We start from the raw sequence: 14,160 nt of genomic DNA, 5'->3' as shown, positions 1-14,160 counted from the left end.
GATTTTCAATACTCTTTGATTTTTAACACTTTCTGAGTGCTTTTTGGCAGTTCCCGATTTTCCACATATTTTTGCAACGTATTTCTACCGTGGAGAATTTGCGGAGCTTTTATTTTGTCATATCGTGAACGTAGTTGACAAGGGGTTACGAGTGACTACAATGGATGACATATTTGAAGCTGAGAGGCAAAAGCGTAATATCGTGGACTGGGTTGACAAAGGTTGTCAATAGTTCACTTCTATTTACTCCAATGGTGGAATACTCAAATATATATGAACGAATCAATATAAAAGAGTATGAGACCGACAAGAAAATGTGAATTTTGTGGCAAAACATTTGTGCCAAGGAGTGGTATGCAGAAATACTGTTCCGAAGAATGTCAGGCAGAGGCAAAACGTATTAGGAAGAAAAGACAGCAGGACTTGATTAACGGTATTGAGCCAATCATGGATCTGCAACATCAGGAGTATCTTACCTTCTCCAAAGCTGCCATTCTGATGGGATGCACCCGGCAGTATATCTACAAACTTGTGGCTAACGGCAAGTTGAAGGCATCAAGATTGAGCAGCAGAATGGCATTCGTGAGAAAGGCTGATATAGAGAAGATGTTTGAGGGTAATCCCTACAAGCGTGTGATTCCTGCCAGCAAGAGCAAGCTCAGTAAAAAGGCAAAAACAGAAAAGCCAACACAAAACCAGGAATCAATAAAAGGGAAAGAGGAGAATGAGGTGCTTGACTATTATTCGGGCGAGGAAGTGATGTCCATTTATAAGGTCAAGAAGTCTTGGCTCTACACCTCCGCTAAGCGTAACCAGATACCGATGTGCCGTATCGCTGGCAAGAACTATTACAGCAAACGGCATATTGATGAGTTCTTCGGTACTGCCGTTGACCTCAACAGCATAACAGAATGGGTGACTGCTGATGATGTAGAGGAAGCCTTTAGCATGAGCAAGTCAGCACTTAGGGCATACACCTACCGCCATAAGATACCGACCAAACGTGAGTATGGTCGTACCTATTATTCCAAGGAACATCTTGAAGAACTGCGCAGGACTGACCTCATGAGCGATGACAGCTATTATACCACAGAGCAAGTACAGCAGTTATATGGTCTGACAAGTGCCAATATCTGCCATATAGTGAAAATACACCATATCAGCAAGGTAAAAGTGGGTGTAAAGAACCTGCTTTTGAAGACAGATGTGGAACGTGCAATGGCAGAAAGAGCAGCTAAAGGACTGTGAAAGCAAGTGATTTCAGCATTATCCATCAGTTACTATGAATAATTGGAGTCACGGATGCATCATTTTATTCCTTTGCAGCCGTGAAGAGACGCTTCACCACGAATAATCATCAATAATACATATCAGTTATGAGCAACATTTGCAAGACCGTATCATTGCGTACACGCAAAATCAAGGACGGACACATGCTGTCCTATTATCTTGACTATTATCCAGGCTATCGTGACGAGAGCACGATGAAAGTCATCCGCCATGAGTCGCTTGGCATCTACATCTATGCCAAGCCGAAGAACCAGATGGAACATAAGTACAACCTCAACCTTACGGCAAGAGCCGAGGCGATACGCTGCCGTCGCTTCGAGGCTATCGTCAACGAGCGTTACGACTTCTTCGACAAGGAGAAGATGAAAGGAGATTTCCTCGCCTACTTCAAGAGACTGGCAGACAAGAAGAACTCCAAGTGGCAGCACGTCTATATGCACTTTCGTACCTTCACGCAAGGCAAGTGTACCTTCGGTGAGATAAACGTGGACTTGTGCAACAGATTTCGTGAGTATCTGCTGACAGCACCACAGGGACTGCATAAGAACAGAAAGCTGCATATAAACTCAGCAGCCAACTACTGGTCAACTTTCCGTGCTTCAATCCACACAGCCTATCGTGACCGCAAGATAAAGGAGAACCCGAACGGTTTCTTGGAGCGTATCGAGACAATCCCGACTGACAAGGAGCATCTTTCACAAGACGAGGTTATCCGCTTGGCATCCACACCATGCTCTGCTCCTGCCTTGAAGCGAGCCTTCCTGTTCTCTTGTCTTACGGCATTGAGAAAGAGCGATATCAAGAAACTCACTTGGGAGGAGATACAGCCATACGGCAGCGATGGTGTGATGTATGTCACCACACGAATGCAGAAGACAAAAGACATCGTGCATAACCCAATCAGTGAGGAAGCCTTGGAACTGATAGGCTATTCACCAGATAAACGAGGTAAGGTGTTCCCTGATTTCAAAGACTCCATGACACAGGCACCGCTGAAAAATTGGCTGAAAGATGCAGGGATTACCAAGCATATCTCCTATCATTGCTCACGCCACAGCTTTGCCTGTCTCCAGTTGGACGCAGGAACAAGTATTGCGGTTGTGCAGCGTTATCTCGGTCACAAGAATGTGGCAACAACAGAGGTGTATGCCAAGATTTCCGATGCTCAGAAACGTGCTTCGGTTGGCTGTATCACCTTGAAGAAGTAACCATTTGACAATAATACACAGAAAAGGACTGTTGGAATAATTGGGTTCCAATAGTCCTTTTCTCATTTTGTTGGTTCTATTTGTAGTCGTGAATAGAACCAATCTGACAAATTCATTCCAATTTCTGTTGATATTGAAGAGAAACTGTAAATTTCCCTTTTCTTTGCCCTTACCTTTGTAGCCAGTAATAAGCAGCAACTGGCACTAACGAGCTGTTTCAAGTATGATTCAGAGTATGAAATCATATTAGAACGCTAATAAAGCGTAAAAGAAAGAGTGCCAGAGAACGTAAATGCTGTTTTTACATGCTTCTGCATCTAACTTTGTGGAAGTTTTTGAACGAATAACAATAAAACGAATACAACAATGATAGAAAACAAGACAACTTCAGATTGTACCATCTACGCTTTTGTTGGTACTGCAATTCTCGCCATCTCTCTTGTCGTGGCTATGTATGTAGGCAATGACTTTCACCAAAGTCTGTTTGTCGAGTCAATCATCTTTGTAGGGAGCAATATCCTGCTTTGGGCGATATTCATTTCTATGGTGAATTATCCCTATGAACTGATGACCATTGGTAGCAACAGCAAGACAAAGAAAAACGTTGTAGAAGCAGAGCCAGCAACAGAACAAGAACAGCCAAAGCAAACATTACCACAAACAGAGTCAGCACAATACAGTCATGAGGACTATGCCAAGTGTGTAGAGGCACAAGAAAAAGAAGCACAGGAGATAAAGGAAAAACGAACGAGAGCCGTACTTGACTATGTGCATCGTACCATGTCAAGGTTTCTGTATGAGGAAGATTTGTACAAGGTAATTGAGGCTGTCAAGGAATGGAGCAACGACTCCAACTATACCCCAATAGCAATAAACCGTTTCAAGGAAAATGTTGAGAATATCCCTTTAAGGCACTTCGTGTGGAATATCGCAGAGCGTTTGGGTAAGCGTGATTACACAATGGCTATGCGAATAGCCTTTGTCAAGGCTTTGTTTCCCAAACCGTTTGAAGGCTTGGACTACAGCACATTGAAGAACCTGAAAGCACCATGTTCCAATGATGTCATTCCTATTGACGAACCTGCTAATGGTAGATATGATTTCCATGATGTGACGGAGGAAAATCCCGAATAATCCCCATTGTTAGAGTTATTCCTTCGTGAATGACAAATGACTGTCACGAACCTCAGTAACGGAAGCATCATTCTGTTCCTTTGCACCAGTTATTAACAAAGTATCAGAATGAATAAGGAATTAACTTTCAACGACCTTCCAATGGTCGTTGCCCAGCTTCGGGATGAAGTGGTGGGCATGAAGCAGATAATCACCAATCTGCAATCACAGAACAAGCCACAAAAGGCGAACACGCACATACCTATGAGTGTGGAGGAGGCATCGGCATATCTCAAAATGCCGATGGCAACTCTCTACATGAAACTTGGAAACGGCAGCATTCCTGCCACCAAGCCGGGCAAGCGTTACTGCCTTTATCAAGACGAACTTGACAAGTGGCTGGAGACTAACCGCAAGAATCCTGTACCTCTCACGGCGGAGGAAGAGAACGCAGCCATTCTTGCTGGAAACAAGCGCAAGCCGAAACCCTTAAACTGGTAATATCATGGATGCGCTTGAACTCTGCAACAAAATCAACATGGAAGCCGAGTCTTTAGCGGACTCAGGCTTCCCTCTTGAGGTATTTCCACAAAAAATGCAGTCCATCATCATAGACATGGTGGTGCACGGCAATTTCAAGGTGGATTATGTCGCCATGTCCATGCTGTCGGCAGCATCAGCGGCTCTTGGCAATACCTATCGTATTCACGTTAAGCAGGATTGGGACACAAATGCCGCCCTTTATATCATATTGGTTGGCAGACCTGGCATGGGCAAAACTCCACCATTACAGCTTGCATACAAGCCAATTCGGGAGTATGAACGAAAGCTGTTTGACAAGTTTTGCTATGAACTTGACCTATATGAGGCAGCATGTGCAACAAAGGAAAGCGGAAGCAAGGAAATGAAGAAGCCTATTCTGAAAAGGGTCACATTGGATGACTTTACATTGGAGGCTCTGGTATTGGAGCATTACAACAACTTGCGTGGCATAGCCATCAACTATGATGAAATTCTCGGACTGCTTGCCAATACAGACAGGTATGGGAAAAATCCCATGCTTGAACGCCTACTTTCCATCTGGAGCGGATGCCACTTGGAGAACACACGTGTCAAGAATGACCGCCCACAACGTGTAGAAGAGCCATGTGTCAACATCATCGGTACAACGCAGACCAAACGAATGAAGGAACTGATGGGTTCCAAATTCATGGATACAGGTTTTCTTGACCGTATTCTGGTTGTATATCCCAAATCCAAGAAAGTTCCACACTGGCTGGATGAGGAAGACAGCCATGTGCGCCAGAGCGAGGCTTCAAGAAAATGGGCTGACATCATCGGGAAAATCTTTGGACTTGACTATGCAAGGTGTAATGACACAAATGAATGTTGTCCAAATATCCTTTATATGGACAAGGACGCACATTCCCTTTTCTTTGGTTGGTGGAACAGAAATGTGGATGCCATCAATGCCATAGAGGACGATGAAGATGTTGAAACGAGGGTGATGAAGCACAATACCCACGTCGCACGCATTGCCTTATTGCTCCAAGCTCTAAGATACGCCTGTGGCGAGAGCCATCTGCAAAGTATTGATGTGGATTCCATAAAAGGAGCATTACTGCTCAATGAATATTGTGAGAATTGTTATCAACGCTGCCGAGCCTTTGTTGCTGAAGACACCTGTGATTCTATGTCCAAGGAGTTGCTGTATCTGTTGGAAGACAGTTTTGACACAAAAACAGCCATAAAAACAGGAATGGAGAATCTGCATGTTACAGACCGTACTGTGATGAACTATATAAAGGAGCTTATGAAGTCTGGACTAATCACAAAGGCAAAGAAAGGATTTTACGAAAAAGTAAAGTTCGAAACAGGACAGGCAACTGAAACATAAACCAACCTGTTTTCAGTATTCATTTGTTTCAGTTTTTCCGTTGACAAGTGCGTAACTGAAAACATGAAAGAACTGAAAGCTGAAATTCACCAATAATTCATTTCAGTTACGATGATGAACGAGTATAGATTTCACTTGGAGAAATACAGATCGGGCAATCGTTACACATGCCCGAATTGTGAGCGCAAGCGTTGTTTCACAAGATACATAGATGATGAGGGGGAAGTGTCCTTCCCTGACAATGTAGGCAAATGCGACCATGAGCATAGTTGTGGGTATCACTATACTCCTAAAGACTATTTCCGTGAGCATCCAGACTTTCTGTCTAAGGACAAATTGCCAAATCCGACAAGAAGGAATACCCAACCGAAAGTCGTAGAAAAGCCTATGTCCTATATCGCCAACGCTATTATGGAGCGTTCCTTGTCTCATTACGGAATCAATCCGTTATACCAGTACCTTTCCAAGGTCTTTGGTGAACAAGAGACAGAAAGGCTGATGAAGATGTATCATGTCGGAACATCCTATAAGTGGGGAGGCTCAACCATTTATTGGCAAGTTGACAAGGATGATAAGGTGAGGACTGGCAAGGTCATGCTGTATAATTCCAAAGACGGACATCGTGTGAAAGAGCCACGTTCTTATGTTGGATGGGCGCATGCTTTTCTTCATCTTCCAGATTTCAACTTGTACCAATGTTTCTTTGGTGAGCATTTGCTGGCACAGCATCCCACAATGTCGGTCGCTATTGTCGAGAGTGAAAAAACCGCCATAATCGCATCCCATTTCATCCCCAATTTCATTTGGCTGGCAACTGGAGGTATGCATGGCTGTCTCAACCAAATCGCTGTCAAGGTATTGGGAGGTCGGGACATCATTCTGTTCCCTGACCTTGGAGCAACGGACAAATGGAAATCAAAAATTCCATTGCTGCAATCTGTTTGCAAAAGGGTTGTCATAAGCAACGTCTTGGAAGACAATGCCACCGATGAACAAAAGGCCAATGGTCTTGACATTGCCGACTTCCTGCTGATGACGGAAACACCGCAGATGGCGCTACAAAGGCTGATAAAGCAACATCCACCACTCCAACATTTGATAGACAGTCTTGGGTTGGTGTTGGTGGAAGAGCCATAGCAGAGTTGATAAGAATCTGCGAGCACGCTTGCGTGACGGACTTTCACAAAAGTCCTAAACATAATAGGGACTTTTAGATTCACCTGCTGACGCTGTTCACTTAAAAAGTCCTTCTATTATGCTCAGGCTCCGCCCGAGACCTGTCTCCAATTATACAAGAACTACGTTACAAGCTCAAATGAAATTCTTATGGAAAGAAACATACCACGTGCCGCCATCCATGTAGGCACAGACAAGAAATCGTTCTCGTCCCAAGTGGGCAACGAGGCGGAACGCAGAGGTTGGGACGAGAAGCGTTACCAACTCAAAAACGCGGACATAGACAAGAACAACCATTATAACTACTCACGCAAGAGACTCAACTTTGAGATAGTCAAGGATGGAAAGATAGTGCCTCTTGGTTCCCAGTCGGTGCCGTTGCATGAACGCTTGCAGCACAGACTTGATGAACTTGGCTTCAAGCCGTATATGGATGCCAAGCGTCCCGACCAAGTTTCAAGGAACAGTCCGAACTGCACTGTCGGCATAATCTTCAGTGGTGACCATGATGTGCTTAACAGGCTTGCCTTTGGTGGACAGAAACTCAACACATCAGATCCAAATGCTGACCACAGCAATGTGACATTACAAAAAGGCATCTATGACTGGGCATTGGACACCTACCGCTTTGCATGTGAGAAATGGGGAGAAGAGAATGTCATCGGCTTTGATGTGCATTGTGACGAGACAAGCATCCATGCCCATGTGCAGACCGTGCCTGTTGAACAAGTAAAGAAACGTGGGCGCATCGGAAGCAAATACATTCACAAGGATAATCCAGAAAATGTTCTTACAACCAAAGAATGGAGAGCACTTCCAAAAGAAGAACGTGACAACTACACAAAATCGGAAGTTGCAAAGGGTGTTGTTGAAAGGGTCTCTTATGCCAAAGTGTGGGGAGAGCGAGCAAAGGATAAGTCACAGTATTTATCACAACTTCATACCGACTATTACAACAAGGTCGGTCATAAGTATGGCTTGGCAAGAGGCTTCTCCTATGATGAACTTTCAGAGGAAGAGAAACGGGGACGCAAGCACAAAAACAAGGTGGTACTTGAGGCGGAACGTCAGGCGAAAGTTGCTCTTGACAAAGTGGAGAAATATGCTGTGCTTGCCACAATCGACAAGAAGGAGCTGACCATTCCTTTTCTCAACATCAAGGTTCCTGTTCAAGAAGCGATGAATGCCGTAAAGAAAGAACTTGCCATCCCAATTCCTACTATTATCGGACAAAAGGCGTGGCGTGAGGAGCGTGTAAACAACATCAACGCAGCTATCAAAGCTCTTGTTGCAGCCATCAATGCAGAACGTGACAAACAGAATGAAGGTGTACGCAAGTCTGTCAACAAGACATACACTTACTATATGCAGAACCTCAATAAGCAGATAGAGGAGAACAAGTCGCTTCGTGCCGAGAATGATGCGCTAAAGACTGAAAACAACAAAGTCAAACAACGCATATCCCAACTTGACGAGAAGGCTGTGGAGCGAGTGACTACTCAACTTGTCTATGCGAAGGAAGAACTCGCCAGTGCCAAAAGTTATAATACCACACTTATGGAAATGTACAATGATTTGAAGGCTCGTTGGAATGCCATTTGGCAGGAGCCAGAAATGACAGACGCATGGAGACGCCTGGAAGTACGCAAGGAAAGAGAAGCAAAAGAAAAGGCTCGGCAAGAAGCCGAAGCCAAACGTGAAAGCATGGCTCGTCAAAATAGATACATAGGAGTGCTTGACAAGTTCATCCATGAGGGACATGAAGCTTTATCATCCTTTGCAAAAACAGACAGAGTCAACTTCAACGAGAAAGAATCGGCTTCCATATACTATGGCATTATGGCATCTGCTGTAAAGCATAATATTGGATTGGACTCTAAAGCCAGTATAGAATCGGCAGCAAAAAGGTTCTTATCTGATATGTCTTGGCATGGTTTTACAGACTTCAAGCAGGAATGTGTCACTAATTGGACAAAACTCTTCGCCACGAATGAAGTTCAATTTACAAACAACGCCATTGACAACTTCCTTACTTTTGTTGACCACATGTCATGCAGTGCAGACACATACGTTTCACTTGGTGGCTCTAATGGTTGTGCCGACCAACTTACAAATTGGGACGGAACACAAAAGGCAGGATTGGGAACTGTTACACGGATAAAACATAGAGTGCTGCGATGATTGTTAATAATAAGGAAAAAGAAGTCCTCATTTTAACTTCAACCGTTTTAGATGGTCTTTATATTGTGACCACGTCATTAAAATGTAAAATAGATAACAATAAAATCATGAGAAAATTATTTATAAGTCTGATGCTGACTTTGACAGCATTCATAGCAAATGCCCAGCCTTCTGCCATCGCCCCACGCGACTATCAGCAGATGCTGAAGAAGGGGATAGATGTAGATTGGTGGGGAAGAAGTGAGAAAAACAAATATGGTGCCTATTCGGAAACGGCTGTAAAGAGATTTGCACAGCAAGGAATCAAGCATGTAAGATTCCGCCTGCATCATTATCGTTTCACAGACGAGGATTTCAAGAGACTGTTTTCGCAGATAAATACCTGCATGCAGAATGACCTGATTCCGATTATAGCCTTCTCAGCCAAACCTTATAAGGAGAATCCGAATGCAGAGGAGCATAAGAATGTTGTAGAGTGGTGGAAGATGATGGCAGAAAGATGTAAGGAACTCTCACCAAAGGTTTCGTTTGATTTGATTGTAGAGCCTTCGGACAAAGTGAAAAAGGATGTGGCAGAACTCAACTCCCTTTATGAGGATTGTGTGACGGCTATTCGCAAGACCAATCCTAAGCGAATCATCTTTATTGCCCCTTCGAAACTGTCTCATCCCGAAGGTCTTCAATACTTGAAGATTCCTTCGCAGGGCAATGGCTATCTGATGGCTGAATGGCATTTCTATGCTGCAGGTCCCAGCAAGACAAACGTCAAAAAACGCTGGACTACAGGCACGGCAGAGGAAAAGCACCAGATAAAGAAAAGTATCAAGGTTGCAGTTGACTGGCAAAAGAAAACTGGTATTTACACCTGGGTTGGAGCTTGGATGCCTGGAGATTATAACAAAGGCGATAATTATAGTGTAAAGGAACAGATAGAATTCGCTTCATTCATGACCCAGCAGCTTGATAAGTATGGGATCCCCTTTGCCATTAATGCTGATGATCGATTTTACGATTATCAGGCAGAAAACTGGATTCCCAAATATAAAGATTTGTTGAATAGGATATTCATGTAATATTTGCCATTTTTGCATCGGTGTATTCATAATTGAATGACAGCGTGCAAAAATGGCAAATTTTCGCAATTTAAGTGCAAAGATACAAATAATAATCAGAATGTAATAAGATGGATGTTTTTGTGTGGCAAATCTACATTTCTACAATCTCTCCGTCCTCGGGAATATGGATGCGGTCTGCCTTACCGCACTTCATTACTTCTTCTCTCAGGGCAACACGGGTAACCTGATTGTGGTTGACACCTTCAAGATGGGTTGCCACGAAGGTTGCCGCTGGCGCATAGTCCATTGCCTTTAATACATCAGGAATGTGCATGATGACATGTCCGCCCAGATGGAATTTGTTTCCGCCGGCGTTCACGATGATGACCTGCGGACTCCAGCGGTCTATATTTCTACGTACGCCGCAGTACCAGATAGTGTCACCAGCCAAGTAGCATACTGGTTCTGTCTCATGACGAAGCACATAGCCGCAGGTGTGACCTGCTGCGGGAAGCATCCACCAGTGGCCGTGATGGCTTTCTGTCTTCGACAGACGGATGTCGCCGAAACGTGAGTCTTCGCCAATGATTTCCACATGGGTAAAGCCATGACTAAGGACTGTATTCCGGTCTTGCTCGTCTTGCACAAAGATGTGAACCGACTTGCTCAGCAGCTTATAGGCAGCATCGTCTATGTGGTCAAGGTGCAGATGGGTAAGCAATACGCAGTCTATGTTGTGGACAATATCTTCCGCCTTCATCGGCAGGTCGTGGAGCGGGTTGCGCAGCTTCTGATGGTGAGAGAACGGGAATGGAGCAAACGATCCTTTACCGCCGAGCATGGGGTCAACGAGGAATCGCTTTCCTGCATACTCGATAATGATGGTGGCATTTCTAATCTGTTGAATCTTCATAATCTTAATGGTTTTGAGGTTTTAAATAATGGTGCAAAGGTAGTCTTTAACGTTAAATTTAACTATACCATTATATCCGCCATTTATGTCATTTTGATAAATCAACGAAAATATGTAACTTTGCCCCAAAATAACAGATTATGGCAAAGCAACGACAGCGATTGATAGAAGTGCCGTTTAGCAAGACGGAGTGTGGTGTGGATTTCTTCATCAACACGGCGCACGGCAGAGAGCGTCCCGGTGTGCTTACGGAGTATGAAGCGTTCAAGACCGACTTTTTCGAAATCTTTTTCATCAGGAAAGCAAATGGCTACGTGCTGATAGACTACAGAAAGATAAAACTGAAAGATGGTATGGTGCTCTTCGTGAAGCCCCACCAGCAGCAGGAGTGGCACATCGATGAGAAGGCTCTCGACTATGATTTCCTAATATTCCGCGAGGATTTTATGCGAACGTTCATTGCCGACAAGTTCTTTGTCTATCGTCTGCAATACTGTCAGCAGACCAAAACACCGCCATTTTTGATGTGTTCTGAGGCAGAGTGCAAAGAATATCAGTGGTTGCTTCAGAAAATAGGGGCAGAACTTCGGCAGCCTGAAGCCGACAGCTACCACATAATCGTAAGTGTGCTTTGTTATCTGCTGGCAACGATGAATCGCCATTACGCTCGTGAGTATCAACTTCCTTTTGCGGCTCCCAAAAATAATTACGCCTTTCAGTTTATAGAACTGATGGAAACTCACATTCGGAAGTTGCAGCGTGTGCAAGACTACGCCTCGCTGCTCAAGATTAGTCGAATCACCCTAAACCATAGTGTGATGGCGCAGTATGGAATATCTGCTATGAATTTGCTGAAACAGCGACTATTGGCAGAAATAAAAAACGAACTTTTGTTCACCAACAAGTCAATAAGCGAGATAGCCTATGCTTTCAATTTCCCTGAACCATCCCACCTAATGCGCTTCTTCAAGCAGCAGACGGGCATGACATGCGGAAATTTTCAAGAGGACTATAGGAATGGTGTATATGAATGAGGATGGCGCACAAAATGACAACTCTGTGCAGTTCAAGAATATAATCATCGCTCATAAGCTGTAAACCATATTTAGTGGCAGACAGGTTTATCAAAATGATAGAGAATATATTGTTAATGGTATAATGTGTCTTTGTTTTATGCACTACCTTTGCACTCGTAATCAAAACAAATAGCATGATGAAAGAAATTAAAATTGTAGAAAAATGACAGAAACACTCATTCAAACGAAAGAGGTTCGTGGCATCATGACCAAGTCAAACCTCCCAGTAGGAGGCTATTCGGTGAATCCATACGTGGGTTGCACCCATGGCTGTAGGTATTGTTACGCCTCATTCATGAAGCGCTTCACAGGACATAAGGAAGAATGGGGCACTTTCTTGGACGTGAAGCATTGGCCTGCTATCGTGAATCCGAAGAAATATGCCGGACAACGGGTGGTTATTGGATCTGTGACCGATGGATATAATCCTGAAGAAGCAAAGTACCGCAGGACACGTAAACTGCTTGAGGAACTCAAAGACAGCGATGCGGAGATACTCATTTGTACAAAGAGCGACCTCGTGCTGCGCGACCTTGACCTGCTCCGCCAAGTGAAGAAAGTCACCGTATCGTGGTCGGTCAACACGCTTGATGAGCCATTCCGTGCCGACATGGACAAGGCCGTGAGCATAGAGCGACGCCTCGCAGCCATGCGAAAGTGCTACGAGGCGGGCATCCGAACCATCTGCTTTGTGTCGCCCATCTTCCCTGGAATCACCGATTTCAAGGCTATTTTTCATGAAGTGAAAGACATTTGCGACCTCTTTTGGCTTGAGAACCTCAATCTACGGGGTGGTTTTAAGGCCAACATTATGGATTATATCAAATCACACTATCCCCATTTGCTCCCACTTTATGAAGAAATCTATTCGCAAAATGACCGAACATATTGGAAGCAATTGGAGCAAGAGGCCGCAAAAATGGCGCAGGAGGTTCAATGCAAGTATGTGGATAATGAATTGCCTTACGAGCGAAGTCCCAAAGGACATCCCACGATAGTGAATTATCTTTATCACGAAGAAATCAGAGGGTCAGAAAATACGGGTAAAAGAAATGTGCAAAGATAGTTTTTACTTCGGTAGTTTTGAAGGGTCTTTATATTGTGACTGCGTCAGTAAAATATAAACCTCACTTTCGCAGAGATTTCACAGCAAATGAATTTCTACAATCCTGCCCACTTTACCCGTTTCGTCAAGAACCAGACAGGTGATTTTCCTACTGAGCTAAGGCTAAAACAGAAACAGGAGAATAAATGAAATTGCATGTAGAAGCATAGGTATTACATTTACTCGTTTATTGTCACAAGTAGACTCAACTATAATATGCTTTCTTGACATTTAGAGTAATATGGTGTAATCGAAAGTTAAATACGTTAAATATTCACCTTTTCGTATCTAATCAGAATCCATACGGTCACTTTTCTACCGTTTAGAGCGTATAATACTGATAATCAACTAATAATAGATACAACTAGAGTACAGGAATAACTTCTATTTATATTACAGAAACTGGTACTATTGGTAGTTGTGCATTTTCTAATTGTACAAATTTGGAATCTATACATATAGCAGATAGATGGAACACTGTAACTTTTATAATGGATTATGCATTTGAAAATTGTGTTAAATTATCGTCAATAACTATTCCTGCTTGTTCTAAAGTGTGGGGAGAAGCATTTGTAGGATGTATAGGAATGAAAGAAATTCATTTGAAATGGGGATATTTGAATAGTAGTGATTTAGGATTTTTGTATCGTTTAAATAAGGATTGCAAGATATTTATTCCTCGTGGTCATTTGGGTACATATATGAAATACTGGACTGATATTGACAGATTGGTTGAAGAATAGAAAAAGATTGGACTAATATAAAAAAATAGGTATCTTTGTTGTTGTAATTTAAATAATGAAAGTATGAAAAGAAGTATGAAGCTAGTAATAGACGTTAGCAAGAAAGGTGTTTTAGATAAGCTAAATGCATTTCTTGAAAGTTTTCAGCAACTACAGTTGGGTGAATATGAAAATGGAACAATAACGTATGATGAAGAAAAAGAAGATGAAATAAATACATTATTGAAGAAGTGTTTTTTAGCAGATTGATTGTCTAAGTGATTAATAGAATTGAAAGAACAGTATTTGAAGAAATTCATTTGCTGTTTTTTTTATAGTATAGGGTTAAGTGTTGAAGTATTAAAGTAAATTTGCAGTTATAATCATTTAAACAATAAAATTATGAGTATTTAAGAATTTAAAA

General features: G+C 42.9%; 13 protein-coding genes. 12 read left to right on the top strand and 1 reads right to left on the bottom strand.

Going from position 1 to position 14,160, the window contains the following annotated elements:
* Positions 1–297 precede the first annotated feature (297 nt).
* The 8 genes from I2I13_RS11560 (at position 298) to I2I13_RS11525 (ending at position 9,938) form a co-directional block, all read left to right on the top strand.
* Entirely contained in the window at positions 298–1,248 is a 951-nt protein-coding gene (locus tag I2I13_RS11560; RefSeq protein WP_195649562.1) for a helix-turn-helix domain-containing protein, read from the top strand.
* A 128-nt stretch (positions 1,249–1,376) separates the two neighbouring features.
* Positions 1,377–2,498, top strand: coding sequence for a site-specific integrase (locus I2I13_RS11555; RefSeq protein WP_117921349.1), 1,122 nt, complete (start codon positions 1,377–1,379; stop codon positions 2,496–2,498).
* Positions 2,499–2,864: 366 nt separating this feature from the next.
* The gene (locus tag I2I13_RS11550) at positions 2,865–3,632 is read left to right on the top strand and encodes a hypothetical protein (protein ID WP_195649561.1); all 768 of its coding nucleotides are present in this window, start codon (positions 2,865–2,867) and stop codon (positions 3,630–3,632) included.
* A gap of 108 nt (positions 3,633–3,740) precedes the next feature.
* Positions 3,741–4,112 (top strand): helix-turn-helix domain-containing protein, encoded by a 372-nt coding sequence (locus I2I13_RS11545; RefSeq protein WP_195649560.1) that lies wholly within the window; start codon positions 3,741–3,743, stop codon positions 4,110–4,112.
* A 4-nt stretch (positions 4,113–4,116) separates the two neighbouring features.
* Entirely contained in the window at positions 4,117–5,508 is a 1,392-nt protein-coding gene (locus tag I2I13_RS11540; RefSeq protein ID WP_195649559.1) for a DUF3987 domain-containing protein, read from the top strand.
* Positions 5,509–5,622: 114 nt separating this feature from the next.
* The gene (locus tag I2I13_RS11535) at positions 5,623–6,645 is read left to right on the top strand and encodes a DUF6371 domain-containing protein (RefSeq protein WP_195649558.1); all 1,023 of its coding nucleotides are present in this window, start codon (positions 5,623–5,625) and stop codon (positions 6,643–6,645) included.
* A gap of 189 nt (positions 6,646–6,834) precedes the next feature.
* Positions 6,835–8,865 (top strand): MobV family relaxase, encoded by a 2,031-nt coding sequence (mobV, locus tag I2I13_RS11530; RefSeq protein ID WP_195649557.1) that lies wholly within the window; start codon positions 6,835–6,837, stop codon positions 8,863–8,865.
* 107 nt (positions 8,866–8,972) lie between these two features.
* Positions 8,973–9,938 carry a glycoside hydrolase family 5 protein gene (locus I2I13_RS11525; RefSeq protein WP_181975885.1) on the top strand — a complete coding sequence of 322 codons (966 nt, stop codon included), beginning with the start codon at positions 8,973–8,975 and terminating at the stop codon, positions 9,936–9,938.
* Positions 9,939–10,071: 133 nt separating this feature from the next.
* Here I2I13_RS11525 and I2I13_RS11520 read toward each other — a convergent pair whose 3' ends face one another.
* Positions 10,072–10,833 (bottom strand): MBL fold metallo-hydrolase, encoded by a 762-nt coding sequence (locus I2I13_RS11520; RefSeq protein ID WP_195649556.1) that lies wholly within the window; start codon positions 10,831–10,833, stop codon positions 10,072–10,074.
* A 140-nt stretch (positions 10,834–10,973) separates the two neighbouring features.
* Between I2I13_RS11520 and I2I13_RS11515 the strand changes: the two genes are divergently transcribed.
* From I2I13_RS11515 to I2I13_RS11500, 4 genes are all read left to right on the top strand, one after another.
* A complete protein-coding gene (locus I2I13_RS11515; RefSeq protein WP_117677982.1) occupies positions 10,974–11,867 on the top strand; it encodes an AraC family transcriptional regulator in 894 nt (297 codons plus the stop codon).
* Positions 11,868–12,072: 205 nt separating this feature from the next.
* Positions 12,073–12,975, top strand: a complete 903-nt coding sequence (locus I2I13_RS11510) for a radical SAM mobile pair protein B (RefSeq protein ID WP_118145842.1) — start codon at positions 12,073–12,075, stop codon at positions 12,973–12,975.
* 416 nt (positions 12,976–13,391) lie between these two features.
* Positions 13,392–13,757 carry a leucine-rich repeat protein gene (locus I2I13_RS11505; protein ID WP_195649613.1) on the top strand — a complete coding sequence of 122 codons (366 nt, stop codon included), beginning with the start codon at positions 13,392–13,394 and terminating at the stop codon, positions 13,755–13,757.
* Between the two features lie 63 nt (positions 13,758–13,820).
* Positions 13,821–14,006 (top strand): hypothetical protein, encoded by a 186-nt coding sequence (locus I2I13_RS11500; protein ID WP_149958885.1) that lies wholly within the window; start codon positions 13,821–13,823, stop codon positions 14,004–14,006.
* Positions 14,007–14,160: the final 154 nt, after the last annotated feature.

Source organism: Bacteroides sp. D55t1_190419_B8, assembly GCF_015558905.1.
In the GTDB taxonomy this organism is placed as follows: domain Bacteria; phylum Bacteroidota; class Bacteroidia; order Bacteroidales; family Bacteroidaceae; genus Bacteroides; species Bacteroides vicugnae.
This window is presented reverse-complemented; position numbering and strand designations above follow the sequence as displayed.

Excerpts from the sequence above, each read along its gene's own strand:
- I2I13_RS11500 (WP_149958885.1), top strand. The coding sequence starts at position 13,821 with ATGAAAAGAAGTATGAAGCTAGTAATAGACGTTAGCAAGAAAGGTGTT.
- I2I13_RS11535 (WP_195649558.1), top strand. The coding sequence starts at position 5,623 with ATGAACGAGTATAGATTTCACTTGGAGAAATACAGATCGGGCAATCGT.
- I2I13_RS11525 (WP_181975885.1), top strand. The coding sequence starts at position 8,973 with ATGAGAAAATTATTTATAAGTCTGATGCTGACTTTGACAGCATTCATA.
- I2I13_RS11515 (WP_117677982.1), top strand. The coding sequence starts at position 10,974 with ATGGCAAAGCAACGACAGCGATTGATAGAAGTGCCGTTTAGCAAGACG.
- I2I13_RS11560 (WP_195649562.1), top strand. The coding sequence starts at position 298 with ATGAGACCGACAAGAAAATGTGAATTTTGTGGCAAAACATTTGTGCCA.
- I2I13_RS11555 (WP_117921349.1), top strand. The coding sequence starts at position 1,377 with ATGAGCAACATTTGCAAGACCGTATCATTGCGTACACGCAAAATCAAG.
- I2I13_RS11550 (WP_195649561.1), top strand. The coding sequence starts at position 2,865 with ATGATAGAAAACAAGACAACTTCAGATTGTACCATCTACGCTTTTGTT.
- I2I13_RS11520 (WP_195649556.1), bottom strand. The coding sequence starts at position 10,833 with ATGAAGATTCAACAGATTAGAAATGCCACCATCATTATCGAGTATGCA.
- I2I13_RS11540 (WP_195649559.1), top strand. The coding sequence starts at position 4,117 with ATGGATGCGCTTGAACTCTGCAACAAAATCAACATGGAAGCCGAGTCT.
- I2I13_RS11510 (WP_118145842.1), top strand. The coding sequence starts at position 12,073 with ATGACAGAAACACTCATTCAAACGAAAGAGGTTCGTGGCATCATGACC.
- I2I13_RS11545 (WP_195649560.1), top strand. The coding sequence starts at position 3,741 with ATGAATAAGGAATTAACTTTCAACGACCTTCCAATGGTCGTTGCCCAG.
- mobV (WP_195649557.1), top strand. The coding sequence starts at position 6,835 with ATGGAAAGAAACATACCACGTGCCGCCATCCATGTAGGCACAGACAAG.